General features: G+C 64.5%; 28 protein-coding genes and 1 pseudogene. 13 read left to right on the forward strand and 16 right to left on the reverse strand.

Annotated elements, in window-relative coordinates:
• The first annotated feature begins 344 nt into the window (after window positions 1-344).
• From HU729_RS17720 to HU729_RS17755, 8 genes are read left to right on the forward strand one after another with little or no spacing between them, the layout of a single operon-like run.
• Window positions 345-1,541, forward strand: a complete 1,197-nt coding sequence (locus tag HU729_RS17720) for a PepSY domain-containing protein (protein WP_186711103.1) — start codon at window positions 345-347, stop codon at window positions 1,539-1,541.
• On the forward strand, window positions 1,538-2,080 hold the full coding sequence (locus HU729_RS17725; protein ID WP_054893235.1) for a hypothetical protein: 543 nt from the start codon (window positions 1,538-1,540) through the stop codon (window positions 2,078-2,080). The genes HU729_RS17720 and HU729_RS17725 overlap by 4 nt, the downstream gene beginning before the upstream one ends.
• Window positions 2,080-2,400, forward strand: a complete 321-nt coding sequence (locus tag HU729_RS17730; protein ID WP_186669670.1) for a hypothetical protein — start codon at window positions 2,080-2,082, stop codon at window positions 2,398-2,400. Before HU729_RS17725 ends, HU729_RS17730 begins: the two co-directional genes overlap by 1 nt.
• Complete coding sequence (locus HU729_RS17735; protein WP_186711104.1) at window positions 2,397-2,966, forward strand: DUF6162 family protein; 570 nt, start codon at window positions 2,397-2,399, stop codon at window positions 2,964-2,966. Before HU729_RS17730 ends, HU729_RS17735 begins: the two co-directional genes overlap by 4 nt.
• Before the next feature lie 16 nt (window positions 2,967-2,982).
• The gene (locus HU729_RS17740) at window positions 2,983-3,885 is read left to right on the forward strand and encodes a metal ABC transporter substrate-binding protein (RefSeq protein ID WP_186711105.1); all 903 of its coding nucleotides are present in this window, start codon (window positions 2,983-2,985) and stop codon (window positions 3,883-3,885) included.
• Window positions 3,882-4,628: a metal ABC transporter ATP-binding protein gene (locus tag HU729_RS17745; RefSeq protein ID WP_186669673.1), complete on the forward strand. Its 747-nt coding sequence runs from the start codon at window positions 3,882-3,884 to the stop codon at window positions 4,626-4,628. Before HU729_RS17740 ends, HU729_RS17745 begins: the two co-directional genes overlap by 4 nt.
• Complete coding sequence (locus tag HU729_RS17750; protein ID WP_186711106.1) at window positions 4,628-5,527, forward strand: metal ABC transporter permease; 900 nt, start codon at window positions 4,628-4,630, stop codon at window positions 5,525-5,527. Before HU729_RS17745 ends, HU729_RS17750 begins: the two co-directional genes overlap by 1 nt.
• On the forward strand, window positions 5,524-6,426 hold the full coding sequence (locus HU729_RS17755) for a zinc ABC transporter substrate-binding protein (RefSeq protein ID WP_186711107.1): 903 nt from the start codon (window positions 5,524-5,526) through the stop codon (window positions 6,424-6,426). Before HU729_RS17750 ends, HU729_RS17755 begins: the two co-directional genes overlap by 4 nt.
• 100 nt (window positions 6,427-6,526) lie before the next feature.
• Here HU729_RS17755 and HU729_RS17760 read toward each other — a convergent pair whose 3' ends face one another.
• Window positions 6,527-7,444, reverse strand: a complete 918-nt coding sequence (locus HU729_RS17760; protein ID WP_186669677.1) for an AraC family transcriptional regulator — start codon at window positions 7,442-7,444, stop codon at window positions 6,527-6,529.
• Window positions 7,445-7,778: 334 nt separating this feature from the next.
• Here HU729_RS17760 and HU729_RS17765 point away from each other — a divergent pair, with 334 nt between their 5' ends.
• Window positions 7,779-8,513: an SDR family oxidoreductase gene (locus HU729_RS17765; RefSeq protein WP_186711108.1), complete on the forward strand. Its 735-nt coding sequence runs from the start codon at window positions 7,779-7,781 to the stop codon at window positions 8,511-8,513.
• Here HU729_RS17765 and HU729_RS17770 read toward each other — a convergent pair.
• The 6 genes and pseudogenes from HU729_RS17770 to HU729_RS17795 form a co-directional block, all read right to left on the reverse strand.
• Window positions 8,507-9,040 (reverse strand): zeta toxin family protein, encoded by a 534-nt coding sequence (locus HU729_RS17770; RefSeq protein ID WP_186669679.1) that lies wholly within the window; start codon window positions 9,038-9,040, stop codon window positions 8,507-8,509. The two genes, HU729_RS17765 and HU729_RS17770, sit on opposite strands and share 7 nt — an antisense overlap.
• A gap of 64 nt (window positions 9,041-9,104) precedes the next feature.
• A complete protein-coding gene (locus tag HU729_RS17775) occupies window positions 9,105-9,656 on the reverse strand; it encodes a GNAT family N-acetyltransferase (protein ID WP_186711109.1) in 552 nt (183 codons plus the stop codon).
• A 160-nt stretch (window positions 9,657-9,816) separates the two neighbouring features.
• Window positions 9,817-9,939: pseudogene (locus HU729_RS17780) on the reverse strand (LysR family transcriptional regulator); the annotation flags it as partial.
• 44 nt (window positions 9,940-9,983) lie between these two features.
• Window positions 9,984-10,484, reverse strand: coding sequence for a flavin reductase family protein (locus tag HU729_RS17785; protein ID WP_186711110.1), 501 nt, complete (start codon window positions 10,482-10,484; stop codon window positions 9,984-9,986).
• Window positions 10,485-10,496: 12 nt separating this feature from the next.
• Window positions 10,497-11,525, reverse strand: a complete 1,029-nt coding sequence (locus HU729_RS17790) for a methionine synthase (RefSeq protein ID WP_186711111.1) — start codon at window positions 11,523-11,525, stop codon at window positions 10,497-10,499.
• 26 nt (window positions 11,526-11,551) lie between these two features.
• On the reverse strand, window positions 11,552-12,535 hold the full coding sequence (locus HU729_RS17795) for a DUF1852 domain-containing protein (protein WP_186669684.1): 984 nt from the start codon (window positions 12,533-12,535) through the stop codon (window positions 11,552-11,554).
• A 335-nt stretch (window positions 12,536-12,870) separates the two neighbouring features.
• On the opposite strand from HU729_RS17795, the gene HU729_RS17800 reads away from it, so the two are divergent.
• Window positions 12,871-14,097: an MFS transporter gene (locus HU729_RS17800; protein ID WP_186711112.1), complete on the forward strand. Its 1,227-nt coding sequence runs from the start codon at window positions 12,871-12,873 to the stop codon at window positions 14,095-14,097.
• Between the two features lie 42 nt (window positions 14,098-14,139).
• On the opposite strand, the gene HU729_RS17805 is transcribed toward HU729_RS17800, so the two are convergent.
• From HU729_RS17805 to HU729_RS17835, 7 genes are all read right to left on the reverse strand, one after another.
• The gene (locus HU729_RS17805; protein ID WP_186711113.1) at window positions 14,140-15,192 is read right to left on the reverse strand and encodes a DUF1615 domain-containing protein; all 1,053 of its coding nucleotides are present in this window, start codon (window positions 15,190-15,192) and stop codon (window positions 14,140-14,142) included.
• Window positions 15,193-15,218: 26 nt separating this feature from the next.
• A complete protein-coding gene (locus tag HU729_RS17810) occupies window positions 15,219-15,770 on the reverse strand; it encodes a hydrolase (protein WP_186669687.1) in 552 nt (183 codons plus the stop codon).
• A gap of 61 nt (window positions 15,771-15,831) precedes the next feature.
• A complete protein-coding gene (locus HU729_RS17815; RefSeq protein ID WP_186669688.1) occupies window positions 15,832-16,551 on the reverse strand; it encodes an alpha/beta fold hydrolase in 720 nt (239 codons plus the stop codon).
• Between the two features lie 3 nt (window positions 16,552-16,554).
• A complete protein-coding gene (locus HU729_RS17820; protein WP_054893211.1) occupies window positions 16,555-16,776 on the reverse strand; it encodes an MbtH family protein in 222 nt (73 codons plus the stop codon).
• 181 nt (window positions 16,777-16,957) lie between these two features.
• Window positions 16,958-18,376 carry a TIGR00366 family protein gene (locus HU729_RS17825; RefSeq protein WP_186711114.1) on the reverse strand — a complete coding sequence of 473 codons (1,419 nt, stop codon included), beginning with the start codon at window positions 18,374-18,376 and terminating at the stop codon, window positions 16,958-16,960.
• A gap of 189 nt (window positions 18,377-18,565) precedes the next feature.
• A complete protein-coding gene (locus HU729_RS17830; RefSeq protein WP_054893209.1) occupies window positions 18,566-19,222 on the reverse strand; it encodes a CoA transferase subunit B in 657 nt (218 codons plus the stop codon).
• Window positions 19,223-19,256: 34 nt separating this feature from the next.
• Entirely contained in the window at window positions 19,257-19,955 is a 699-nt protein-coding gene (locus HU729_RS17835) for a CoA transferase subunit A (protein WP_054893208.1), read from the reverse strand.
• Window positions 19,956-20,076: 121 nt separating this feature from the next.
• Between HU729_RS17835 and HU729_RS17840 the strand changes: the two genes are divergently transcribed.
• Entirely contained in the window at window positions 20,077-20,985 is a 909-nt protein-coding gene (locus tag HU729_RS17840; RefSeq protein WP_186711115.1) for a LysR family transcriptional regulator, read from the forward strand.
• A gap of 103 nt (window positions 20,986-21,088) precedes the next feature.
• On the opposite strand, the gene argE is transcribed toward HU729_RS17840, so the two are convergent.
• Window positions 21,089-22,249, reverse strand: coding sequence for an acetylornithine deacetylase (gene argE, locus HU729_RS17845; RefSeq protein WP_186669689.1), 1,161 nt, complete (start codon window positions 22,247-22,249; stop codon window positions 21,089-21,091).
• Window positions 22,242-22,919: a DUF1028 domain-containing protein gene (locus tag HU729_RS17850; protein WP_186711116.1), complete on the reverse strand. Its 678-nt coding sequence runs from the start codon at window positions 22,917-22,919 to the stop codon at window positions 22,242-22,244. The genes argE and HU729_RS17850 overlap by 8 nt, the downstream gene beginning before the upstream one ends.
• 281 nt (window positions 22,920-23,200) lie before the next feature.
• Here HU729_RS17850 and HU729_RS17855 point away from each other — a divergent pair, with 281 nt between their 5' ends.
• Together HU729_RS17855 and HU729_RS17860 are read left to right on the forward strand one after the other, a co-directional pair.
• Complete coding sequence (locus tag HU729_RS17855) at window positions 23,201-24,520, forward strand: NAD(P)/FAD-dependent oxidoreductase (RefSeq protein WP_186711117.1); 1,320 nt, start codon at window positions 23,201-23,203, stop codon at window positions 24,518-24,520.
• On the forward strand, window positions 24,520-24,936 hold the full coding sequence (locus HU729_RS17860; protein WP_063544388.1) for a RidA family protein: 417 nt from the start codon (window positions 24,520-24,522) through the stop codon (window positions 24,934-24,936). The genes HU729_RS17855 and HU729_RS17860 overlap by 1 nt, the downstream gene beginning before the upstream one ends.
• The last annotated feature ends 36 nt before the right edge of the window (window positions 24,937-24,972 follow it).

Genomic DNA, 24,972 nt, shown 5'->3' on the forward strand with positions numbered 1-24,972 from the left:
ACGGCCCCTGCGCTGCGCTCCGGGGTTCCCTCGCGCCGGCGCCTTCCGGGCCTTCGCGGACTCCGACTTGCTGCGCAAGTCTACATCTCGCGACTTCGGCGGGACGCCGAAGGGCGCTGCGCGCCAGGGCCCTCCAGACGCCTCTGCTCGGCCTCCTGAGGTCGCGATGGGTGGCGCCTGGGCTATCGCGCGCTTAGAAGCAAGAGCGGGAGCGGGAGCGGAGCTTGTTTGAAACATTTGCTTTCATTTGAGGCTTCAGGTTTCTGATTCTCATTCGTCCTATTAGATGCAGCCTTCAAGGTTGAGATGAAACTCGACCGCAATTTTCCTCAGAAGAACGACTGATGGCCCGACAAACTAAAAAATCCAAGTCCAAGCTGTGGTTCCTGGTCCACAGCTGGCTTGCCCTGCCGATCTGGTTCTTTGTCCTGATCGTCTGTTTCACCGGCATGCTCGCGGTGGTCAGCCAGGAGATCGCCTGGCTGGCGAACCCCGACGTGCGTGCCAGCCAACCGGACGACAACGCCGAGCGGCTGAGCTTCCAGCAGGTCTTGAGTGCGTTGAACAAGGCCGAACCGGACATGGCGGTGCGCTTCATCAGCCAGCCGGACGGCTCGCACTTCGCCCTCGAGGCCGCAGTCACCTATCCCGACGGCACGTCGCCGACGCTCTACGTCAACCCCTATACCGGCGCCATCCAGGGCAAGACCCCCGACTTCAACTTCCAGGCCTTTACCCGCGCCCTGCACGGCTGGTGGCTGGTGCCGTTCACCAACGGCTATAGCTGGGGCTGGTACCTGGTGTCGTTGCTCGGCCTGCCAATGCTCGCATCGCTGGTCACAGGGCTTGTGGTGTACAAGAAATTCTGGCGCGGGTTCTTTAAGCCAGTGCGCACTCAGCATGGCTCGCGGATCTTCTGGGGCGACCTGCACCGCCTGGCCGGGGTGTGGTCGATCTGGTTCATCGCGGTGATTTCGATCACCGGTACCTGGTTCCTGATCCAGGCCATTCTCGGCGACAACCACGTCACCATTTCCACCGAGCCGATCGTGCCGGTCATCGCCCGCGAACAAGTGCCACAGAGCCCGGACGGCAATCCGGTGCCGCGCATCGACCTGGACGAGGCCGCCCGCATCGCCCAGGAGGCCATCCCGGGCCTGGACATCAGTTTCATCACCCTGCCGGCCACCGCCTACAGCCATATCAGCATGGGCGGACGAGGCTGGTATCCGCTGATGTTCCAGACCGCCGAGGTCAACCCGTACACCCGCAACGTCGACAGCCAGTTCCTGCTCGGCGATCGCTCGACCCTGGAGTTCGTCACCGAATCCATGCGCCCGCTGCACACCGGCGACTTCGGTGGCCTGCCGATCAAGCTGATCTGGTTCTTCTTCGGCCTGGTGCTCACCCTGATGGTGCTCAGTGGCCTGCTGATCTGGACCAAGCGCACCGCCCAGGCCACCGCCGCGGCGCTCAAGCGCAGCGAGCGCCCGGCGCGCGTGCGCAGGCATGAAGACACCCCCGTGGAGGCCCAGCCATGAGCCAGACCCAGACTCAAACCCTGCCGCCCAGCGGCCTGAAGCAGTGGTGGTTGAAATGGCGCTTCCACTTCAACATCCTGCTGATCCTCATCCCGCTGGGCTTCATGCCCAAATACTTCGCCGATGCCAGCCTGTTCCGCGGCGACAGCGGCCTGGGCGCCAACGTGGTCAAGGATATCCAGGTCGACCGCTGGCGCCTTGACCTCGCCGAGTTGCGTGACGAAGCGCCACGCGCCGACGGCCCGGCCGGGCACTTCAAGGTGTTCAACGCCGCGCTCTGCCAAACCTGCACCGAAGGCGCCAAGGCCATCTACCTGCGCATCGGCAAGCCGCGCAACCTGCGCGCCGCAGGCTCGATCTTCTTCGGCTCGCCCTACCGCATGAGCACCTCGCTGCCGATCCCGCCGCGCACCCGTCCCGACGCCGAGATCTGGATCACCATCGAAGGCTGGGACGGCAGCATGCACCAGGCATCCGTACCGCTGGCCAAGGCATCGCCGGCCACTGTCGCCTGGCTCGAGAAACAAGGAGGCAAATGATGAAACACCTGTTGCGCAGGCTTGCCCTGCCCCTGCTGACCTTCACCGCCCTGCCGGCATTGGCGCACAACCCGATGTGCGACTGCGTACCGGTGGCGGGCGATCAGATCAAGTGCACCGGCGGCTTCTCCGACGGTAGCGGCGCGCCGGGCGTGACGCTGGATGTGATCGGCTACGACGAGCAAGTGCTGGTCGGCGGCAAGCTTGGCGACGACTCGACCCTCACCTTCAAGCGCCCCGACGGCGAGTTCTACGTGCTGTTCGACGCCGGCCCCGGCCACGTGGTGGAAGTCGACCATGCCGATATAGGCTCGCCATGAGCCGCGCCCAAGTCATCCGCCCAGCCGGCGCCGGGCACGAAACCCTCTATGTGCTGCTGGCCGCCGTGCTGATCGCCGCCCTCGCCGCGACCGTGGTCGGGCTGCGTGGTGAACGGGTCGACGAACAGCCTATCGCCAGCCACCAGATCGACGCTCGCCGCGACCTCAACGCCGCCGAACAGGGCGTCTACACCGACCTGCACGTGGCCACCGAGGAAATCCTCGCCCTGCGCCAGGAAAACGGCCAGGCGCCCGCGGTGCAGGCACTGGCCGATGATGCGCTGCCGCCCTTCGTCGACGACACCAGCAGCGCCAGCCGGGGCCGCCATCAGTGGCAGTGGCTGGCCAGTGGCGCCTACCTGGGCTCGAGCCAGGACGCCGACGTTGCCGGCAGCTTCCTGTTGATCCTGCCGCAGGCCGACACCGCACCGGCCCAGGTGTGGCTGCGCCGCGACCGCAGCACCCGGGCCCCCGACGATCTTGGCCAGGCCGCGCTGATCGCCGCCGGCTGGCAGGAAATCGTCAGCCACTACGACGCCGGGGTCACCCGCGAACACCGTCACTGAACCCAAGGACCGCGCCATGCTCCGCTCCGCCCTCGCCTTTCTCCTGGCCTGCCTGCTCCCGGCATTGGCCCTGGCCGACAGCGGCAAACCGCTGCGCATCGGCATCACCCTGCACCCCTACTACAGCTACGTGAGCAATATCGTCGGCGACAAGGCCGAAGTGGTGCCGCTGATTCCGGCAGGCTTCAACCCGCATGCCTACGAGCCGCGCGCCGAAGACATCAAGCGCATCGGCACCCTGGACGTGATCGTGCTCAACGGCATCGGCCACGACGACTTCGCCGATCGCATGATCGCCGCCAGCGAAAAGCCCGCCATCAAGACCATCGAGTCCAACCAGAACGTCCCGCTGCTGGCCGCCACCGGCATCGCCGCGCGCGGCGCCGGCAAGGTGGTCAACCCGCACACCTTCCTGTCGATCAGCGCCAGCATCGCCCAGGTCAACAACATTGCCCGCGAGCTGGGCAAGCTCGACCCGGACAACGCCAAGTTCTACACCCAGAACGCCCGCGCCTATGCCAAGCGCCTGCGCGCGCTGCGCGCCGAAGCCCTGGCCAAGGTCACCGAGGCACCGGGCGCGGAGTTTCGCGTAGCGACCATCCACGCCGCCTACGACTACCTGGTGCGTGACTTCGGCCTGGAGGTTACCGCCGTGGTCGAACCGGCTCACGGCATCGAGCCGAGCCCTGCGCAACTGAAGAAGACCATCGACCAGCTCAAGGCCCTGGATGTGAAGGTGATCTTCTCGGAGATGGACTTCCCGTCCGCCTACGTCGAAACCATCGAGCGCGAGTCCGGGGTAAAGATCTATCCGCTGACCCACATCTCCTACGGCGAATACGCCGCCGACAAGTACGAGGTGGAGATGAAGCGCAACCTCGAGACCGTGGTCAAGGCCATCCAGGAGAACCGCGCATGACCGCCGCGGCCAACCTGGTCAGCGCCCAAGGCCCGCGCATCGACTTCGCCGGCATCGACCTCACCCTTGGGCGCACGCGCATCCTCGAGCAGGTGAGCTTCAGCGTTGCCGCCGGCAGCGTGCATGCCATCGTCGGCCCCAACGGTGGCGGCAAGAGCTCGCTGATCAAGACCCTGCTCGGGCAGATGCCGCACCAGGGCCAGTTGACCCTGCACTGGCCCACCGAACGCGAGGTGATCGGCTATGTGCCCCAGGCGCTGGAGTTCGACCGTGGCCTGCCGATGACCGTCGACGACTTCATGGCCGCCATGTGCCAGCAGCGCCCGGCGTTCCTCGGCCTGTCGCGCCGTGTGCGACCCGACATCGACGCCGCCCTGGCCAAGGTCGGCATGCTCGACAAGCGCAAGCGGCGCATGGGCGCGTTGTCCGGTGGCGAGCGCCAGCGCGTGCTGCTGGCCCAGGGGCTGATCCCCGAGCCGCAACTGCTGGTGCTGGACGAACCCATGTCGGCGCTGGATGAAGCCGGTATCCAGGTGTTCGAGCAACTGCTGCACGGCTGGCGCCAGGCCGGCACCACGGTGCTGTGGATCGAGCACGACCTTGAAGCGGTACTGCGCCTAGCCGACCGCGTCACCGGGCTGAGCCGCAAGCTGCTGTTCGACGCCCCGCCCGCACAGGCCCTGACCCCGGAGCGCCTGCTCGGGCTGTTCTCCGTCCACCCGCGCAGCGAGAGCCTTGCCTGATGAGTTATGAAGCTTTCCGCCAACTGGTCCAGCAATGGGCCACCGCTGGCTACCTGCCCGAGGCCCTGGCCTATGGGTTCGTGATCAACGCCCTGATCGCCGGCCTGATGATCGGCCCGGTGCTGGGCGGGCTCGGCACCCTGGTGGTGGTCAAGCGCTTTGCGTTCTTCTCCGAGGCTGTCGGCCACGCCGCACTCACGGGCGTGGCCATCGGTATCCTGCTCGGCGAGCCGTACACCGGGCCCTACGGCAGCTTGTTCGGCTACTGCCTGCTGTTCGGCATCCTGCTGAATTTCCTGCGCAACCGCACGGGCCTTTCGCCGGACACCCTGATCGGCGTGTTCCTCTCCGTCTCGCTGGCCCTGGGTGCCAGCCTGCTGCTGATGCTGGCGGGCAAGATCAACGTGCACATTCTCGAGAACGTGCTGTTCGGCTCGGTGCTTACCGTCAGCCCTCACGACCTGCTGGTGCTCGGCATCGTTGCCGTGCTGGTGCTGGCCTTGGCCCTGCCGCTGTACAACCGCATCATCCTCGCCAGCTTCAACCCGCAACTGGCGGCCGTGCGCGGCGTGGCGGTGAAGACCCTCGACTACCTGTTCGTGGTGCTGGTGACCCTGGTGACCGTGGCCTCGGTGAAGGTGATCGGCGCCATCCTGGTCGGTGCGCTGCTGGTGATCCCCGCTGCCGCCGCGCGCCTGGTCAGCCAGTCGCTCAAGGGCTTCTTCTTCGCCTCGGTGCTGATCGCCACCCTCAGCACCCTGCTCGGCATCCTGCTGCCGATCGTCTTCGACCTGCCCGTGCCCTCCGGCGCTGCAATCATCCTGGTAGCCGGTATGTGCTTCGCCCTCGCGGCCCTCGCCCGCGCCCTCGTCCCACGCCTGCAAGGAAACCCGGCATGAACCTCACGCTCAAACGCCTCACCCTGGCCCTGGTCCTGGCCGGCGCGCCCACCATGGTGCTGGCCGCACAGCCCGCCAGCAGCGCCGCAGCCACGCAAGTGCTGACCACCCTGCCGGTGACCCACAGCCTCGCTGTCGCGTTGCTCGACGGCACCTCGGTGCAGCTCAAGCGCGCAGCACCGGCCAACCTTCCAGCTAGCCGCCAGCCGTCGTACTTCGAGGGGCGTGGCGGTGCGAGCCTGCACAAAGATGCTCAGCAGGCCACGGCAGTGATCGGCGTGCGCTCGATCTGGCATGACGACCCGCTCTATCCCATGGCGCGGCGCAGCAACATCCGCATCGTCGAAATCGATGCCGCGCGCCCGGTCGATGGCGCCCTGCCCGGCATCGCGGTGGATGGCGACAATGCATTCGCCAGCTATCCCTGGTTGAACCCGATCAACCTCGGGCGCATGGCCGATGTGGTGGCCAACGACCTGGAGCGCTTGTCCCCCGCTGACAAGGACAAGATCCAGGCCAACCTTGCCGGGCTCAAGCGACAGATGCTGGAGCTGACCTCCAGCAGCCAGACGCGCCTGGCCGAGGCCGATAACCTCAGCGTGGTCAGCCTGTCGGAACGTCTGGGCTATCTGGTCAGCGGGTTGAACCTGGATGTGGTGTCACAGGCACTGCCGGCAGATGGCAAGTGGGATGAAGCGGCGCTGAAGGCGCTGGGAGAGACCCTCAAGACGCAGGATGTGGCGTTGGTGCTGCACCATCGTCAGCCTGAGCCGCAGGTGCTCAAGGTGATCGAGGCGGCAGGCGCCAGGTTGGTGGTGGTCGACAGCGATCCGGAGGATACGGTGGCGGGGCTCAGGAATACTGTCGACGCTGTGGTGGCCGTATTGGTCAAAGGATGACGAAACGCCTGTTTCGGCAGATCAGAGCATGGACCGGCGATCGCTTCGTACAAGCCAAGGCCAAGCACTGGCACCAGCTGCTCGGCCCGCAGTGGCATCTTCATGATGGCCGCCGGGCCAGGTTTATGTCCCGAGACGGCGCACACCCAAACTGGCGGCTGTACTCGCGGCTGAACTGTGACGGGCTTTCATAGCCGACCCGATAACAGGCGCTCGACACATCCAGCCCCTCCCCCAACATCAGCCGCCGAGCCTCCTGCAGGCGCAATAGCTTCTGGTACTGCAAGGGGCTCATGGCGGTGACTGCCTTGAAACGGTGATGCAAGGTCGAACTGCCCAGGTTCGCGATCCGCGCCAGTTGCTCGATGCGCAGCGGCTGGGTGTAGTGGTTGTTCAACCAGTCGATGGCCTTGCTCACGCGCCGGGTCTGCGAGTCGCCCATGGCCAACTCGTACAGCCGACGCCCATGCACGCCTCGCAGCAGACGGTAGTGCAGTTCACGCAGTGCCAATGGCGCGAGCATGCCGATATCCCGTGGCGACTCCAGCAACCGCACCAGGCGCAACATGGTTTCCAGCAGCGACACATCGATCTGTTCGAGAAATAACCCGCGCTCGGGCTCATCCGGTACGCCCGCGGGCGGCGCATCGGCAATCACCTGGGCAAGCTCGGTTGGCTCGAAGTCCAGGCGGATGCACAAATAAGGCGCCTGCGCGCTGGCTGTCAGCACCCGACCAGACACCGGTAGCGTCACCGACACCACCAGGTAGTTGAGGGGGTCGTACAGATAACGCTCCTCGCCCAGGCCCACCTCTTTCTGCCCCTGCACGATCAGGCACAGCGCCGGTTTGTGCACGGTATGGATGATGTCTGACGGCGCATCCATTCGAATCACGTGCAGCGGCGCGATGGCAGTTTCGTAAACGCCCGGCGCGGTAAAGCGCTCGGTCAGCGAGCGGACGAGCTCGCCACGGTACAAGGCAGTGGTTTGCAGGAGAAAAGCATCGTTCTGCGCCATTCAAGGGCTCTCGCATGTTGGAATTCGGCGTTGTATCACGGTCTTGGTGTGACGGCAGACCATGGGGGCTACCTGGCGGCGTCGTCAGGGCCAGGCACCCATTGTCCCCCGCGAAAAACCCCTGCGTTAGGTCGAAACTGTCGTCGAGTTGCCTGATCCTTCCGCTCCGGCGCGTGGCACGAGGCTGCGCGGATCACCGACACGAATAGGCAAAGGTCGCGCAGGTTTCGGCACGCATCATGCCGCCCCACAACCTTAGTCTTTTCTCCGTACCCAGCAGCAACGTCTGCCTTCCCAGCAGACGCCTGAACCTTCATGTACAGGAGATACGCAAATGTCCAACATCAACGATAAAGTCGTGCTGATCACCGGCGCCAGCAGCGGCATTGGTGAAGCCGCCGCCAGGCTGATCGCCGCCAAGGGTGCTCACGTGGTACTCGGCGCCCGCCGTATCGATCGCCTGCAACAGCTGGTGAGTGAAATCTGCGCCGAAGGCGGCTCGGCAAGTGCCCGCGCACTGGACGTGACCGACCTCGATTCCATGCAAGCCTTTGTCGAGTTTGCCAAGGCACAGTACGGCAAGGTCGATGTGATCATCAACAACGCAGGGGTAATGCCGCTGTCGCCACTGAGCTCGCTGAAAGTCGAGGAATGGAACCGGATGCTCGACGTCAACGTGCGCGGAGTGCTGCACGGCATCGCCGCGGTGCTCCCAGGCATGGAGGCGCAAGGACATGGTCAGGTCATCAACATCTCGTCGATCGGCGGGCTTTCGGTCTCCCCCACCGCTGCTGTGTATTGCGCGACCAAGTACGCCGTTCGGGCGATCTCCGATGGCCTTCGCCAGGAAACCGACAAGATCAGGGTGACGGTGGTGTGTCCTGGGGTGGTGGAATCGGAGCTGGCCGACACGATCACCGACGACACGGCCCGCGAGGCCATGAGAACATTCCGACGCGTGGCGCTGGAGGCCGACGCGATTGCCCGGGCGCTGGTCTATGCCATCGAGCAGCCGGATGATGTGGATGTCAGCGAGCTTGTGGTGCGACCGACTGCCAGTCCTTATTGAGCACTCCTGGGCGTCGGCTTCATGCTCGCGAGAAATGCGCTGGTGTCCCGATCGGAGCGCAGGCAGACCACCCGACAACCCACCGGCGCGCTCGCCGCAAGTTGCTCCATCTTCGTTCGAGCCGAGCGTTTGGTCTGCCACATGAACCTGAAGAACGCCGGCAAGTTGGCCAGCCGCTCCGGGCAGTTGTGCGGCAGGTCCGGACGGGACTGTCCGCGATAACGCAGCGCTCTGGTCAGCACCCGCCAGAATCGCAGCGTCGCCGACCGGTCGATCCAGATCAGAAGATCGGCGCGAGCCAGTCGATTGCTCCAGGTGGTTGAATGGCCGCCTTCGAAAATCCAGCGATCGCGCGCCTCCACTTCATGGCACAAGCGTGTCTTCTCGTCCCTGCTGCGCTCGACCCAGCCGGGCTGCCAGTGGATGGTGTCGATATGCACCACCGGCAGCCCCGTGTATTCGCCTAACTTGCGCGCCAATGTGCTCTTCCCGGCGCCGGGTTGGCCGACAATCATGATCCGCTGCATCGGAGCTCCTTTTCGCCATGCAGGTTGAATAGGGCGCGCGATTCTACGGAAATGTCCAGCAGCGTCAACCCAAGGAACGGGCGAGCCATTCACGGCGTGTCATCTCCCATATCTCCACCTCAAACGGCCCGGAGACAAAATGCCCGTCGCGCGTGTCCACCAGGCGCATCCCTTCATGCTCAGAGACTTTTCGAGAGGCGTGATTGGCAACGGCCTTGGGCACCTGCATGACAGGGCGAGACAAGGTCTCGAACCAATAGGCATTGACCACCCGGCAGGCTTCACGCATGTAGCCTTGCCCCCACCACTGCGGCGCAAGCCAGAAACCCCGGTTGTTCCCGGGTTCGTCGTACAGGCTGATGCTGCCGATGATGCGCGGGTCTTCACCGCGCAGGCGGATCATCCAATGCCATTCACGGCCCGCGGCCATGGCTGGCAGGGAGATATCACGCACGTAGACCAACGCGCCGTCTTCCGGGTACGGCCATGGCACGCGGCGATCGAGATAACGGACCACCTCCCACTGCGGAAACAACTGCTGGATCGCAGGCGCGTCTTCCAATTGCAGAGGGGTGAGAACAAGGCGTTCTGTATACAGCGTCTTAAGGCAATCCATGGCATTCGCTCCTGAGTACCCTTGTGCAGGGCACTTGATGGTCGGCGATTGCCCCGGCTGTGTCGAGCGCTCGGGCCAACGGGGGCGCTGGGCCGATCTGCCCGTCTCAGATGACGCGCCCCGACAGGGCATTGACCCCCTCCAGCGTCGCAAAGGAAATATCCAACTCGCGAAATTGGTGCGACAGCGCGGATTGTGTCAGGTGCAGGCGTTCGGCGGCGTCGTGCAGGCTGTCCATTTCCCGCAGGGCGTCGATGGTGCGCAGGTGTCTCAAGTCGATCATGGGCAGAACTTCAACCCTGTGCAAAATAGCGAAACCTGAACCGCTCAAACGGCCGCGAGGTTGCAGTATTGTCCCTTGAAATACAGCAACGGCTGCGTCGCCCCGGCCTCTTGCAGGTTCAGCGCTTTCACTTCCCCAATCACGATCAGGTGATCGCCTGCGGCATGTTCGGCGTGGATTTCGCAATCGAGCCAGTGCAGGCTGCCGACGATGAGTGGATTCCCCAGAGGCGAAGACTGCCATTCGACGCCGTGCCACTTGTCGGTGCCACGGCGCGCGAACTGGTTGGAAATACCGACCTGCTCATCTGAAAGGATGTTGACTGCAAAACGACCGGCCTGACGAATCCTCGGGTAGCTGGCCGAGTTCGACATCACGCTGAACGACACCAGGGGCGGGCTCATCGACACGCTGTAGAACGACTGGCAGGTAAAGCCGATCGGCTCGTCATCGATGAACGAAGTCACCACCGTGATACCGGAGGCGTAATGCCCGAGCGCTTCGCGAAAACGCAGAGGCTCGATGGCGGTTCCAAGCTGCGACATGACAGACAGACCCTAGTTCGACAGTTCTTGCCGAACGATATCCGCACCTGCGACCAACGCCTTGAGCTTGCCACTCGCGACGCGACGTGGCAGTGGCGCCATGCCGCAGTTGGTGCACGGATAAAGCTTGTCGGCATCGACGAACTGCAGGGCCTTGCGCAGGGTATTGGCGACTTCTTCCGGAGTCTCGATGGCGTGATTGGCCACATCGATGGCGCCGACCATCACTTTCTTGCCGCGGATGAGCTCGATCAGATCCATGGGCACGTGGGAGTTGTGGCATTCGAGCGAGACGATATCGATAGAGGATTTCTGCAGCTTTGGGAACGCCTCTTCATACTGGCGCCACTCCGACCCCAGCGTCTTTTTCCAGTCGGTGTTGGCCTTGATGCCATAGCCGTAGCAGATGTGCACCGCCGTTTCACACTTGAGGCCTTCGATGGCCCGTTCCAGGGTGGCGACGCCCCAATCGTTCACCTCATCGAAGAAGACGTTGAATGCAGGCTCGTCGAACTGAATGATATCGACACCCGCCGCCTCCAGCTCCCGGGCTTCCTGATTGAGGATCTTGGCAAATTCCCACGCCAGCTTTTCGCGGCTCTTGTAGTGGGCGTCGTACAGCGTATCGATCATCGTCATGGGCCCCGGCAGCGCCCACTTGATGGGTTGACGGGTTTGCTGGCGCAAGAACCTGGCGTCGTCGACGAACACAGGCTTGCGACGCTCGACTGCACCCACCACCGTCGGGACGCTCGCATCGTAGCGATCACGGATCCGCACGGTTTCGCGCTTCTCGAAATCAACGCCGCTGAGGTGCTCGATAAAGGTGGTGACGAAGTGCTGGCGGGTTTGCTCGCCGTCGCTGACGATGTCGATACCGGCCTGCTGCTGTTCGTGCAACGCCAGACGCAGTGCATCCTGCTTGCCCTCGACAAGCCCTTCGTCCTGCAGTTTCCAGGGCGACCAGAGGGTCTCGGGCTGCGCCAGCCAGGAAGGCTTGGGCAAGCTGCCGGCGGTTGAGGTAGGGAGCAGTTTTTTCATGATGGAAGCCTTGTGAATTCTATAAGTCAGATTGCGTACTGAGCAGACCACTGCTCGAGAACCGCCCGATAGGGTTTGATGAAGTGCTCCTCGGCAAACCGCCCTTGTTCGATCGCCAGGCGGCTGCGTTCCTCGCGGTCATAAACGATTCGGGTCAACGAATAATCCTGGTGCTTGAGGCTTGGCTGATAGGATTGCCCTGCCGCAGAGTTCGCGTTGTAGATTTCCGGCCGGTAGATCTTCTGGAAGGTGTCCATCGTGCTGATGGTGCTGATGAGCTCGAGATTGGTGTAGTCGGCAAGCAGGTCGCCCGTAAAGTAGAACGCCAAGGGCGCGACGCTGTTCGCGGGCATGAAATAACGCACCTTCAAGCCCATCTTGCTGAAGTACTCATCCGTCAACGAGTATTCATCCTGACGGTATTCGAACCCCAGTACCGGGTGCTGGTTTTCCGTGCGGTGGTAGGTCCTGCTGCTGGAGACGCTCAGGCAGATGACCGGCAACTTGCTGAAGTTGGCCTTGTAGGCCTGCGAATTCAGGAAGCACTTGAACAGCTTGCCATGCAGGTCGCCGAAATCATCCGGGGTGCCGAAGCCAGGCTTGCCCTTGTTGTGCTCCAGCAGCAGCACGCTGAAGTCGTAATCACGCACGTAGGAAGAAAAATTGTTCCCTACGATCCCGGCGATGCGCTCGTTGGTTTTCTGATCGACGATGTTGGTTTTCAGGATCTCGATCAACGGGAGCGCATCGGCAGTGCTGTCAGCCCCCAGGTCCATCTCGACGGAAATGATTTCGAGCTCGACCTTGTAACGGTCACCTTCAGGGTTGTCCCAATGGGCCAGGGCATTGAAGCGGTTGTCGATCATCCGCAAGGTATTGCGCAGGTTTTCCTGGCGCTGCTCGCCCCTCGCCAGGTTGGCGAAGTTGGTGGTGATGCGGGTGTTGTCCGAGGGCTGGTAGTGCTCATCGAAACAAATCCGCTTGATCGCGAATGTGAAGTCTCTGGCCATGGTGATCTGAATCCTGATTCCTGAGGTAAACCTGGAACGCCTCGCGCAGCTAAGGTGCCTGCCGATACGGATGTCCGGTTCCGAGTGGGGGAATTGTCGAGATCAGCCACTCATGAAGCAAACTCATTTTTTTTGTATTCAACCTTAGTTATTTTCATGATCGCTCTTGCGCCTGGGTTGGGTGCAATCCAGAAGCTAGAGCCTTCCATCGATCACACTGATGATTACTATCGAACGGCCTGCCTATGGGCCTTGCAAAACCGACTCCTATAATCGCCCTCCTATTTTCCCGCCTCCTGCGCCTGCTCCAGGCGACAACACTTGGAATCCGTACCATGCCAAGCGTCAATCAGGCCCCCGATGGCCTTCTTGAACATAACCAACAGAGCGTCAAACAGCAGTGGCTGGCGATTCTCTCGGTTGCCGTGGGCGCCTTCGCCCTGGTCACCAGTGAATTCCTGCCGGTGGGCGTGCTCAACGATGTGGCCAGCGACCTGGGCATCAGTGCCGGCCAGGCCGGCCTGATGGTCACCCTGCCCGGGATCATGGCCGCCCTCGCCGCCCCGCTGCTGTCGGTAGGCATCGGCGCCATGGACCGCCGCTACCTGCTGATCGGCCTGACGCTGATCATGATCATCGCCAACTCGGTGGTGGCCTATGCCAGCGATTTCAGCCTGTTGCTATTCGGCCGCGTGCTGCTGGGTATCAGCATCGGTGGCTTCTGGGCCACGGCCATTGCCCTGAGCGGGCGCCTGGCGCCCAAGGGGGTGGGCGTGGCGCAGGCGACCTCGATCATCATGGTCGGGGTCACCCTGGCCACGGTGCTGGGGGTGCCGGTCGGCACCTGGCTCAGCGGCCTGATGGGCTGGCGCATGACCTTCCTGGTGACCGCCCTGCTGGGTGTGCCGGTGCTGCTCGCGCAGGTCTTCCTGCTGCCGCGGCTCAATCCGGACAAGGCCATCCGCATCAGTGACCTGCCGGCGCTGTTCATCAATCCGCTGGCGCGGGTCGGCCTGATCGCGGTGTTGCTGATTGGCCTGGCGCACTTTGCCGCGTACACCTACGTCGCACCGTTCTTCAAGCAAAGCTCCGGCTTCGATGGGGCAACCATCGGCTCGCTGCTGCTGCTCTACGGTGTAGCAGGCGTCATCGGCAACCTGTTCGCCGGCTTCGCCGCCAACCGCAGCGTGCGCTACACCCTGCTGCTGGTGGCCTTGCTGATCGGCGTCAGCACCGCGCTGTTCCCCTACTTCGCCACCGGCATGACCGGGGCGGTGATGCTGATCGCGCTGTGGGGCTTTGCCTTCGGTGCCTTCCCGGCCTGTGCCAGCATCTGGATGTTCGTGGTCGCGCCCAAGGATGTCGAACGCGGCATGCCGCTGTTCGTGGCCATGTTCCAGGTGATCATTGCACTGGGCTCGTTCTTCGGCGGGCGGATCGTCGACCAGATGGGCAGCTCGGTGCTGCTGAGCCTGGCCACGGCGTTGGTCGGCTGCGGATTCGTCACCGTGCTGGTGCTGGGGCGTAATGTCAGCAACAGCCTGGCGGCCCAGCCTGCCTGACCTCTGCAGGGGCCGCCTGGCGGCCCCTGTACCTTGCGTCGATCAGCGCGCCATGCAGCGCTGGTAGCGCTCATCCACCCTCCCCGCAAACCACGCCGTGGTCAGCTTGCGGGTGATCTTCGGGCTCTTGAGCACGATCCCTGGCAGCACCGCACGTGGCAGTGGCTTGCCCGCCTTGGCATCGGCGAGTGCGAATACGCCGCGGTACAAGGCGCTGTCCTCGAGCGCCAGGCTGTTCTCCAATTCCAACTGACTGCGAATCTGTGGATTGCGCAGCCCAAGCTTCACCCCAAGGCTGCGCGCCGCGCGCTCGGTGGTGCCTGGCAGGATCGAGCCCGGTGCGATCAGGTCGCCGTCCAACGCCAATTCCGCCCCCGTCACACTGTTCAGCGCTGCCTGGAAAGCCGCGTTGCGGCTGGCGTACCAACCTGCGTTGAAATCGGCGAAGCGGTACAGCGGCCGCTCATAGTGGGCGGGATACCCCAACAAGTGGGCGATGCCGAAGTACAGGCCGCCGCGACGGCTGAAGACCTCCTGGCGAATCGTGCCCTGGCGCTGGTAGGGGTAGTCCTTGGCATGGCGTTCGGCAAAGTCGATGCTGACCTGCATCGGCCCGCCGGTACGCACCGGGTTGAGCCCGCCGAGCAGCTTGTCGCCCAGCGGCAGGCCGGCGATGAAATCGTCGAACAGCGCACTGAGTTGCCGCTCGCTGCGCACCGCCAGCAGGCGCTGCTGATAGCTCTGGCCGTTGGCCGAAGGGGTGGCCAGGGCGCCATCGACCAGCAGCCTGGGGATGTGCAGACGCGCGGCGCGGCGGTCGATTTCCTCGCGGGCGATACGGCCCAGGTTGGGCACCTGGGGGTCGGCGGTGAAGGTGGACTCCTGCTCGGTCACCGCCAGCACCGCACACAGGTTGCTGCGGCTGGGCGCGATGCGCTGGGCGGTGAACGCGACCTGGATGTCCTCGGCCCAGCCCCGGCGGTCCTTGACCGAGGCAGGCAGCAGGCGCATGAGCTGGGCGCGGACCTGGGCAGGGTCGACTTCAGGCGCTTCCTCGCGGCGCCCGGCACAGCCTTGCAGCAGGGCCAGCAGCATCAGCCCAGCGCCCAGCAGCCGCAGGTTCAGGACAGGTCACCGACGATGTAGGTCTTGCTGATATGGCGGAACAACGGGTGGCTGGCACTGCCCAGTAATTCGAACAGCACCATCTCGCGGGTCACGATCTGCGCCCCGGCGTCGCGCATACGCGCCAGGCCTGCCGCCTTGCTTGCCGGGGTGCGGCTGTCACAGACGTCCTCGACCACGAACACCTGCTTGCCCAGGCCCAGCAGGCCAAGCACGGTCTGCAGCACGCAGACGTGGGTTTCCATGCCACAGACGATCACCTGCTCACGCGCCAGCAGACTGGCCGGCAGGCACTCGGCAGCCACGCAGGAAAAGTGCAGTTTCTCGACGATTTCGGCCCCTGCCGCCGCGGCCTTGAGTTCGGCCAGGGTCGGGCCCAGGCCCTTGGGGTACTGCTCGGAAATCACCGTGGGCAGTTCGAGTTCGGCGGTGGCGGCCAGCAGCCCGCGGGCCCGCGCGCGGGTGCCCTCGGGATCGCTCATGGCGCCAATGAGGCGCTCCTGGATATCGACGACCAGCAGCGTGGCCTGGCGGGGATCGATCAGCATGGGGACAACCCTTGTCCTGTGGGAAAGCCCCCAGCCTCCCCCAGGCAAAGGCCTACGTCAATCATGCCGAAAGTCGATGAGGTTCCAGAGAGGCGGCCAGCAGGCTCAGCACCCGGTCTTCGTGCTCATGGATGAAGAAGTGCCCGCCGGGGAAGACCTCCAGCGAGAAATCGCCCAGGCTTTCGCGACGCCAGGCCAGCAGTTGCTCTTCGCTGGCGCGGTCGGCCTCGCCGCCCAAAACATGTAGCGGGCAGTGCAACGGCGCGCGTTGGCGATAGTCGTAGCGGCCGCACATGAGGAAATCGGCGCGCAGAATCGGCAAGGTCAGGCTCATGAGTTCCTCGTTGGCCAGGACCTCCTCGGGGGTCCCTTGCAACTGGCGCAACTCGTCGATCAGCTCGGCATTGGTCTTGGGTTCGCGCCAGCCCTTGCCGTCGTAGTCCTCACGTCGGGTCGGTGCCGCCGTGCCGCAGGCGAACAGTGCGACCGGCGCCTTGCAACCCAGGGCTTGCAGCTCGTGGGCCAGCTCGAAGGCGAGCAGCGCACCCAGGCTATGGCCGAGCAGCGCATAGGGCGTGCTCGCCGCCAGGCGCTGCTCGCTGGCCAGTTGCCGGGCCAGTGCCTGCATGTCGGTTTGCAGGGGTTCGCCCAGGCGAGCACCGCGCCCCGGCAGCTCCACCGGGCGCACCTGCAACCAGGCCGGCAGCTTGCGCCGCCAGCGGCTGTAGACCATGGCACTGGCGCCCGAGTAAGGCAGGCATAGCAGGTTGAGTGCCGTCACGCCTTACTGCACCGCAGCTTCGGCCATCTTCTGGCGCAGGCTCAGGGGGCGCATGTCGGTCCACACTTCATCGATGTAGGCCAGGCAGTCTTTCTTCAGACCGCTCTTGCCTGCGGCGCGCCAGCCGTTGGGGATCGCCTTGTAGTCGGGCCAGATCGAGTACTGTTCCTCGTGATTGATCACTACCTGGAACACGATGTCGTCGCGGTCGAAAACGGAAGTCATTGCCTGTCTCCTTGGGGTGATGATGGCCCGGTCCGTCTGGACGCAGGGCAGCTCTCAGGAAAACGAAGGAAGACGGGGGAAAATTACGCTTTTTTCACGGCTCGACCTGCAAGGGCGTCGAGCGGCGGACAGCGCTTGCGGGCCATTGCGGCCCGCAGCGCGGTATTGCGCGGTGATGCTGCTACGGCATTACCGGCGGCACGTACTGCAAGGTGGTGCCCAGCGCCCAGAGCAGCACCAGCACCAGGGGCACGTGCACTAGCAGTTGCACGAAGGAGAAGCCGATCAGGTCCCGTGCCTTCAGGCCCAGCACGCCCAGCAACGGCAGCATGTAGAAGGGGTTGATCAGGTTCGGCAGCGCTTCGGCGGCGTTGTAGATCTGCACCGCCCAGCCCAGGTGGTACTGCAGATCGTTGGCCACCAGCATCACATAGGGCGCTTCGATGATCCATTTGCCGCCGCCAGATGGAATGAAGAAGCCCAGCACCGCCGAATACACGCCCATCAGCAAGGCATAGGTGTCATGGGTGGCGATCTGGGTGAAGAACACCGAGATGTGGTGCGCCAGGGTCTGTGCGTCGGCGCCCTTGACCTGGGTGAGGATGGCGGCGATCGAGCCGTACAGCGGGAACTGGATCAACACGCCGGTAGTGGTCGGCACCGCACGGGCCACGGCGTCGAGGAAGCTGCGTGGACGCCAGTGGAGCAAGGCACCCAGCATGATGAACAGCAGGTTGTAGGTGTTCAGCCCGGAGATCGCGGTGATCGCAGGCTTGGTGGCGAACTCCTGGTACAGCCAGCCGGCCGCCAGGGCCACCAGCAGCAGGATCAGGATCGGGCTGTGCTCCAGCCACTCGCCGGGGCGGGTGCGCTGCGGCGCAGGTGGGGCGGTGAAGGTCGGATCGACACCGCAGTCCTGGGCGCTGCGCGCACTGTTCGGACCGGGCGCGGTGGCATAGGCGACGACCAGCGAGACGATCACCAGCGCGGCCAGCATCACCCCGGACTGCCAGAGAAAAATGGTCTCGGTGAACGGAATGACGCCGGTGATCGACAGGATCGACGGCGGCAGGCTGCCCGGGTTGGCCTGCAACTGTGCGGCCGAGGACGACAGGCCCAGCGCCCATACCGCGCCCAGGCCCAGGTAGGCGGCGGCACCGGCGGCGCGGTAGTCCATCTTCAGGTCTGTGCGACGGGCCAGGGCACGCACCAACAGGCCGCCGAACACCAGCGACAGGCCCCAGTTGAGCAAGGAGGCGAGCATCGAGATCAGCGCCACCCAGCACACGGCGGAGCGGCCGTTCTTGGGCAGGCGCGCGAGGCGGTCGATCAGGCGTGCAGCGGGCGGGGAGCTGGCGACCACATAGCCGCCAATGACCACGAAGGCCATCTGCATGGTGAACGGGATCAGGCTCCAGAAGCCGTCACCAAAGGCCTTGGCGGTGTCGGTGGGCTTGGCACCCATGGCCAGGGCCCCCAGGCACACCAGCATCACGGCCAGGGCGGCGAACACCCAGGAGTCGGGGAACCAGCGCTCGGCCCAGTTGGAGCAGCGCAGGGCAAAGCGGGCGGAGCGGCTGTCTTGGATTTCAGCGGCCACGAGTGTTTTCCTTTTTTGGTCTTATTGGTGGATGTTGCTTGTCGATCAACGCAAAACCCCTGTGGGCGCGGGGCTTGTTGTAGGAGCGGGCTTGCCCGCGAATGCGCCGGTACATTCACCGACGTATTCACGGGCTTGCCCGCCCCCACAACGAGTCCGCCCTCACAGGGGGGAGGTAAAGCAGTAGCGCTAGAACGTCATCTCTTTCACATCGTCCGGCACGATCAGCTTGCCGGCGGTTTTCTCGACGATCTCCTGGACGCTCACCCCAGGCGCGGTCTCGCGCAGGATGAAGGCACCGTTCTCGATCTCGAGGTAGGCAAGGTCGGTGAGCACCTTGCGGATGCAGCCAGCACCCGTCAGCGGCAGGCTGCAGCGCGGCAGGAGCTTGGACTCACCGTCCTTGGAGGCGTGGGTCATGGTGACGATGATGTTCTCGGCGCCGGCCACCAGGTCCATGGCCCCGCCCATGCCCTTGACCAGCTTGCCGGGGATCATCCAGGAGGCGATGTTGCCCTCCACGTCCACCTCGAAGGCGCCCAGCACGGTGAGGTCGACATGGCCGCCGCGGATCATGGCGAAGGATTGCGCCGAGTCGAAGATCGACGCGCCACGGCGGGCGGTCACGGTTTGCTTGCCGGCGTTGATCATGTCGGGGTCGAGGGTGCTTTCGGTGGGGAACTCGCCCATACCGAGCAGGCCGTTCTCCGACTGCAGCATCACGTCCATGTCGGCGGGCACGTAGTTGGCCACCAGGGTGGGGATGCCGATGCCGAGGTTGACGTAGTAGCCGTCCTTCAGCTCACGGGCGACACGTTGGGCCATCTGTTCGCGGGTCAGTGCCATGGTCAGGATCTCTTTGTTGTTCTGTGGGCGGCGCTCAGGCCTTGACGGTGCGCTTCTCGATGCGCTTCTCGAAGGTGCCGACGATGACCCGGTCGACGAAGATCCCCGGCGTGTGGATCTCGCTGGGCAGCAGTACGCCCGGCTCGACGATTTCCTCGACCTCGACCACGGTGATCTTGCCGGCGGTGGCGGCCAGCGGATTGAAGTTCTGGGCGGTGTTGCGGTACACCACGTTGCCGTAGTGGTCGGCCTTCCAGCCCTTGACGATGGCGAAGTCGCCGGTGATGGACTCTTCGAGGATGTACTTGCGGCCGTTGAACTCGCGTACCTCTTTGCCTTCGGCGACCGGGGTGCCGTAGCCCGTGGCGGTGTAGAAAGCCGGGATACCGGCGCCGCCGGCACGCATCTTCTCGGCCAGGGTGCCCTGGGGGGTGAGCTCCACTTCCAGCTCGCCGCTGAGCAGCTGGCGCTCGAACTCGGCGTTCTCGCCGACGTAAGAGGCAACCATCTTGCGGATCTGCCGGTCTTCGAGCAGCACGCCCAGGCCGAAGCCGTCGACGCCGCAGTTGTTGGAAACTACCGTCAGGCCCTTGACTCCGCGGCGCTTGATCTCGGCGATCAGGTTCTCGGGGATGCCACACAGGCCGAAGCCGCCGGCCAGTACCGTCATGTCGTCGGTCAGGCCTTCGAGAGCCTGTTCATAGGTTGCTACGCGCTTGTCCAGTCCGGCCATGCTGATCCGCCTTTGTAGTTGTTTGAGCGTGTGGAAGGCATCTTCACCGCTGGCGACTGATTTGTTAATTTTGTTTTCGTCATCGATTGATAACTTTTGCAAAACAACCAGCGGATCCGCCATGAACGTCAAGCAACTGCGCGCCTTCGTCACCGTGGCCAAGTACCAGAGCTTCGCCCAGGCCGGCGAACACCTGCACATTTCGCAACCGGCACTGAGCCTGACCATCAAGGCGCTGGAGGACAACCTCGGCGGCGCCCTGCTCACCCGCACCACCCGCAGCGTCAGCCTCACCGCCGAGGGCGAAGTGCTGCTGCCACTGGCCCGGCGCCTGCTGGCCGACTGGGACGATACCGAGGAAATGCTGCGCCAGCGCTTCACCCTGCAACTGGGGCGGGTGTCGGTGGCGGCGATGCCGGCCTTTGCCGGGAACCTGCTGCCGCAGTCACTGAAGGTGTTTCGCCAGCGCTACCCCAAGGTCAACGTCACCGTGCACGACGTGATCAACGAGCAGGTGCTGGAGCTGGTTCGCCACCGCCGCGTCGAACTGGGCATAGGCTTCGAACCCGAGCGCAGTGATGCCCTACAGTTCCACCCGTTGTACCTGGACCGTTTCGTCGCGGTAGTGCCTGGCGATTCACCCCTGGCGCAGCAGCCCCAGGTGAGCTGGCGCGAACTGCTGACCCAGGACTTCATCGCCCTGCAACGCCCGTCGGCGGTGCGCCTGCTGCTGGAGCAACACCTGGCCGCCGAGCATGGTCGGCTGGCGGTGGCGTTCGAAAGCCATCAGTTGTCCACGGTCGGGCGCATGGTTGCCAATGGTTTAGGCGTCAGTGCCGTACCGGCGCTGTGCATCAACCAGATGCAGGAATTGGGTGCGCGTTGCGTGCCCTTGGTCGAGCCCACCGTCGAGCGGCGCATCGGCGTCATCGCCCTGAGCGACCACAAGTTGTCCACTGCGGCGCAGGCGTTGCTGGATGTGCTGCTGTCACATACGCGTGCGCCGGAGGTGACGCATGGGATTGCGTGAGGGCTGGCAGGTGCTTGCCTGAGGCTTTTCAGCGCCGGTGAGATCGAGCGCCGCCCGCGCGGCGCTCGATCTCATAGGCGCTAAAAATCTTTCGGCAAGCACCTCAGTTACCAACGAGATAATCACGCAACCGCAGCAACATCGCATCACAACCCTGCAGTTGCGCAACGCTGACAAACTCGTCCGGCTTGTGCCCCTGGTCCATGCTGCCCGGCCCGCAGACCACGGTCGGGATCCCCGCCTGGTCGAACAACCCGCCTTCGGTGCCAAAGGCCACGGTGCCGAAATCTTCCGAACCGCTGAGCAGCGCCACCAGGCGCGCCGCTTCGCTGTCTTCGGGCGTTGCCAGCCCCGGGTAGGCGCTGAGTGGCTTGAGGCGGATATCGCTGGCATCACTGACGGCACGCATGCGCGGCAGCAGGTCGGTTTCGGCGTAGGCCTGCAAGCGCTCGGCCACGACCTTGGCTTCAAAGCCCGGCAAGGCACGCACCTCGAAGTCGAACTCGCATTCCTCAGGCACGATGTTCAACGCCCGCCCGCCCTTGATCACGCCGGTCTGGACGGTAGAGAACGGTGGATCGAAGCGCGCGTCATGGTGCTCGGGACGCGCCAGCTCGCCGCCGATCTCGCCCAGCTTGCCGATCAATTGCGCGGCATACTCAATGGCATTGACGCCATAGGGTGCATAAGCCGAGTGGCACGCGGCGCCGTGCACCTGGCAGCGCATAGCCAACTTGCCTTTGTGCCCGAGCACCGGTTTGAGCTCGGTGGGTTCGCCGATCAGGCACAGGCGCGGCTTGTTCGGGCGCTGTTCGAGCGCCTCCAGCATCGAGCGTACACCGAGGCAGCCGACCTCTTCGTCATAGGAGAATGCCAGGTGCACCGGCGTTGTCAGCGGCTGGGCGAGGAACGCCGGCACCGCCGCCAGTACCGAGGCGATGAAGCCCTTCATGTCGGCCGTGCCACGGCCATACAGGCGCCCATCGCGCTCGCTCAGGCGAAACGGCTCGACACTCCAGGCCTGGCCGTCCACCGGCACCACATCGGTATGCCCGGACAACACCACGCCGCCACGATCGGTCGGGCCGATGGTGGCGAACAGGTTGGCCTTGGTGCCCTCCTCGTTGAGGAACAGTTCGCTCTCGACCCCCAGCCCCGCCAGGTAATCGCGGATGAAACCGATCAGTTCGAGGTTGGAGTCGCGACTGACCGTGGCAAAGCCGATCAGGCGCTCCAGCACGGCGCGGCTGGTGAGATCACTCATCGCCCGGTACCCCGTAGCTGGGGGCCGTGGTCGGATTCAGGGCACGGGTGACGTAATCCTGCATCTGTGGGCGATAGGCCTGCCACAGGCGGTCGAGTTCGCCGATCGGATCGTGCTCGGCCCAGTCCACACGCAGGTCCACCAGCGGCCAGGTCAGCTCGCCGGCGATCTTCAAAGCTGCCGAGTGCACGGGGCCCGCCTCGCCACCGGCAGCCAAGGCCGCGTGCATCGCCGCCAGCAAGCGATCGGCCAGGTGCCCGCCCGCCTGCTCGAACGCGTGCACCATCGCCTCGATCACCTGCGGCGAGGCCAGCAGGTTGCCGGCTGCGGCGCATTGCTCACCCGCCACGGCGTTGTGCACGCCCAGCGCCTCCTTGCCGGTGAACAGCGCGACCTGGCCATGGCTGTCGATCACTGTCACCTGGCGGTACTCGCTCCAACCGTTGGCACTGAGCACCCGGTCCAGCGCCGCGGCGGGCGGCAACTGGCCCTGCTCGAGGGCATCGAGGATCTGTGGGCCGAGGGCCGGCAAGGTGATGTTCTGCGTCGCCACCGCCCCGACCCCGGCGCGCACCCACGGGCAGCGGGCACCGACGGCGATGCTGGACGAGCTGATGGCGATGCCGACCTGGCCGGTTTCCTGGCAGCGGCCGATGATGGAGAAGGTCATGGTGCAGCTCCTTTCTGGGTTTACCGGCATTCTCGGCAAGCCCTGGCGGCGGCGAAACGAGCATTTTGCTTGGCACTGGCGAGGAAAAAACTGGGCACCCCAGGTTTGCCGGACAAATCCGCCGGGTTGGCCGCTGCAGCGCTGCCACCCTTCGCCAATTTATCGGCAAGCCCCAGCTAAATACTATTTTCGCGAAATTCCGTGCATCCCTAGTCTGGCCCCAGGCAACGGCGGTCCTCCACAACCGACCTGACAAAAACCGCCTGAACAAGGGCTCGGACATGACACTGAACAATCTCGAAATCGACACCCTCGTGGTCGGCGCCGGCCAGGCCGGCGTGGCCATGAGCGAACACCTGAGCAAACTCGGCGTGCCGCACCTGGTGCTGGAACGCAATCGCATCGCCGAGGCCTGGCGTACCGGGCGCTGGGACTCGCTGGTGGCCAACGGGCCGGTCTGGCACGACCGCTTCCCCGGCCTTGAATTCGACCTCGACGCCGATGCCTTCGCCGGCAAGGACCAGGTCGCCGACTACTTCGAACGCTACGTGCGCAAGTACAACCTGCCGGTGCGTACCGGCATCGAGGTCAAGCGCGTGGTGCGCAACGGCGACCGTCCAGGCTTCACCATCGAAACCAATGAAGGCGTGATCCGCGCTAACCGCGTGGTCGCCGCCACCGGCCCGTTCCAGAAACCGGTGATCCCGGCCATTGCGCCAAAGGACGAGCGCCTGCACCAGATCCACTCCGCCGCCTACTACAACCCGCAGCAGTTGCCTGAAGGCGCGGTGCTGGTGGTCGGCGCCGGGTCTTCCGGGGTGCAGATCGCCGAGGAGCTGATGCGCGCCGGGCGCCAGGTCTACCTCTCGGTCGGCGCCCACGACCGCCCGCCACGTGCCTACCGCAACCGCGACTTCTGCTGGTGGCTGGGCGTGCTGGGTGAGTGGGACGCGGAAATCGCCAAGCCCGGCCGCGAGCACGTGACCATTGCCGTCAGCGGTGCCCGTGGCGGCCATACCGTGGACTTCCGCGCCCTCGCCCACCAAGGCATGACCCTGGTCGGCCTGACCCAGTCGTTCGAAGACGGGGTGGTGCGCTTCCAGGACAACCTGGCCGACAACATCAACCGCGGCGACGAGAACTACCTGGCCCTGCTCGATGCCGCCGATGCCTACATCGAACGAAACGGCCTGGACCTGCCAGAAGAGCCCGAAGCGCGCCAACGCCTGGCCGACCCGGACTGCGTCAGCAACCCGCTGCTGGAACTGGACCTGGCCAAGGCCGGCGTCACCAGCATCATCTGGGCCACCGGCTACGGTGTGGACTTCAGCTGGCTGCAGGTCGACACCTTCGACGCCAACGGCAAACCCCAGCACCAGCGCGGCGTGGCCCGCGAGCCGGGGGTGTACTTCCTCGGCCTGCCCTGGCTGTCGCGCCGCGGCTCGTCGTTCATCTGGGGCGTCTGGCACGACGCCAAGCACGTCGCCGGCCATATCGCCACCCAGCGCACCTACCTGGCCTACCGCGACCGTGACCAGCGCGACGCGGATCAACAGCTACACACCTCGATCAGCAATGTCAGCACCCTCGGAGCCCACTGATGCCTACCCATACCCGCATCCGCATGTTCAACACCAAGGCCACCTACCCCAACCAGACCTTGGACAACGACCTCTGCCAGGCCGTGCGCGCCGGCAACACCATCTATGTACGCGGCCAGGTCGGCACCGATTTCGAAGGCCGGCTGGTCGGTCTGGGCGACCCGCAGGCACAGGCCGAGCAGGCGATGAAAAACGTCAAGCAACTGCTTGAAGAGGCCGGCTCCGACCTGTCGCATATCGTCAAGACCACCACCTACATCACCGACCCGCGCTTCCGCGAGCCGGTGTACCGCGAAGTCGGCAAGTGGCTCAAGGGCGTGTTCCCGATCTCCACCGGGCTGGTGGTCGCGGGCCTGGCGCAGGCTGAGTGGTTGATGGAAATCGATGTGATCGCGGTGGTGCCGGATGAGCAGTAAGCACTGATTGCCACCGCGGTGTTCTGTTCGCGGCGG

Origin of the sequence: Pseudomonas sp. RW10S2 (genome assembly GCF_014268985.1) — a bacterium.
GTDB lineage: Bacteria > Pseudomonadota > Gammaproteobacteria > Pseudomonadales > Pseudomonadaceae > Aquipseudomonas > Aquipseudomonas wayambapalatensis.

Coding starts and splice junctions, on each gene's coding strand:
- HU729_RS17765 (WP_186711108.1), top strand. CDS start 7,779: ATGTCCAACATCAACGATAAAGTCGTGCTGATCACCGGCGCCAGCAGC.
- HU729_RS17800 (WP_186711112.1), top strand. CDS start 12,871: ATGCCAAGCGTCAATCAGGCCCCCGATGGCCTTCTTGAACATAACCAA.
- HU729_RS17810 (WP_186669687.1), bottom strand. CDS start 15,770: ATGCTGATCGATCCCCGCCAGGCCACGCTGCTGGTCGTCGATATCCAG.
- HU729_RS17720 (WP_186711103.1), top strand. CDS start 345: ATGGCCCGACAAACTAAAAAATCCAAGTCCAAGCTGTGGTTCCTGGTC.
- HU729_RS17830 (WP_054893209.1), bottom strand. CDS start 19,222: ATGGCACTGACCCGCGAACAGATGGCCCAACGTGTCGCCCGTGAGCTG.
- argE (WP_186669689.1), bottom strand. CDS start 22,249: ATGAGTGATCTCACCAGCCGCGCCGTGCTGGAGCGCCTGATCGGCTTT.
- HU729_RS17735 (WP_186711104.1), top strand. CDS start 2,397: ATGAGCCGCGCCCAAGTCATCCGCCCAGCCGGCGCCGGGCACGAAACC.
- HU729_RS17755 (WP_186711107.1), top strand. CDS start 5,524: ATGAACCTCACGCTCAAACGCCTCACCCTGGCCCTGGTCCTGGCCGGC.
- HU729_RS17730 (WP_186669670.1), top strand. CDS start 2,080: ATGAAACACCTGTTGCGCAGGCTTGCCCTGCCCCTGCTGACCTTCACC.
- HU729_RS17850 (WP_186711116.1), bottom strand. CDS start 22,919: ATGACCTTCTCCATCATCGGCCGCTGCCAGGAAACCGGCCAGGTCGGC.
- HU729_RS17740 (WP_186711105.1), top strand. CDS start 2,983: ATGCTCCGCTCCGCCCTCGCCTTTCTCCTGGCCTGCCTGCTCCCGGCA.
- HU729_RS17805 (WP_186711113.1), bottom strand. CDS start 15,192: ATGCTGCTGGCCCTGCTGCAAGGCTGTGCCGGGCGCCGCGAGGAAGCG.
- HU729_RS17725 (WP_054893235.1), top strand. CDS start 1,538: ATGAGCCAGACCCAGACTCAAACCCTGCCGCCCAGCGGCCTGAAGCAG.
- HU729_RS17770 (WP_186669679.1), bottom strand. CDS start 9,040: ATGCAGCGGATCATGATTGTCGGCCAACCCGGCGCCGGGAAGAGCACA.
- HU729_RS17745 (WP_186669673.1), top strand. CDS start 3,882: ATGACCGCCGCGGCCAACCTGGTCAGCGCCCAAGGCCCGCGCATCGAC.
- HU729_RS17840 (WP_186711115.1), top strand. CDS start 20,077: ATGAACGTCAAGCAACTGCGCGCCTTCGTCACCGTGGCCAAGTACCAG.
- HU729_RS17750 (WP_186711106.1), top strand. CDS start 4,628: ATGAGTTATGAAGCTTTCCGCCAACTGGTCCAGCAATGGGCCACCGCT.
- HU729_RS17790 (WP_186711111.1), bottom strand. CDS start 11,525: ATGAAAAAACTGCTCCCTACCTCAACCGCCGGCAGCTTGCCCAAGCCT.
- HU729_RS17860 (WP_063544388.1), top strand. CDS start 24,520: ATGCCTACCCATACCCGCATCCGCATGTTCAACACCAAGGCCACCTAC.
- HU729_RS17855 (WP_186711117.1), top strand. CDS start 23,201: ATGACACTGAACAATCTCGAAATCGACACCCTCGTGGTCGGCGCCGGC.
- HU729_RS17760 (WP_186669677.1), bottom strand. CDS start 7,444: ATGGCGCAGAACGATGCTTTTCTCCTGCAAACCACTGCCTTGTACCGT.
- HU729_RS17835 (WP_054893208.1), bottom strand. CDS start 19,955: ATGGCCGGACTGGACAAGCGCGTAGCAACCTATGAACAGGCTCTCGAA.
- HU729_RS17820 (WP_054893211.1), bottom strand. CDS start 16,776: ATGACTTCCGTTTTCGACCGCGACGACATCGTGTTCCAGGTAGTGATC.
- HU729_RS17775 (WP_186711109.1), bottom strand. CDS start 9,656: ATGGATTGCCTTAAGACGCTGTATACAGAACGCCTTGTTCTCACCCCT.
- HU729_RS17785 (WP_186711110.1), bottom strand. CDS start 10,484: ATGTCGCAGCTTGGAACCGCCATCGAGCCTCTGCGTTTTCGCGAAGCG.
- HU729_RS17795 (WP_186669684.1), bottom strand. CDS start 12,535: ATGGCCAGAGACTTCACATTCGCGATCAAGCGGATTTGTTTCGATGAG.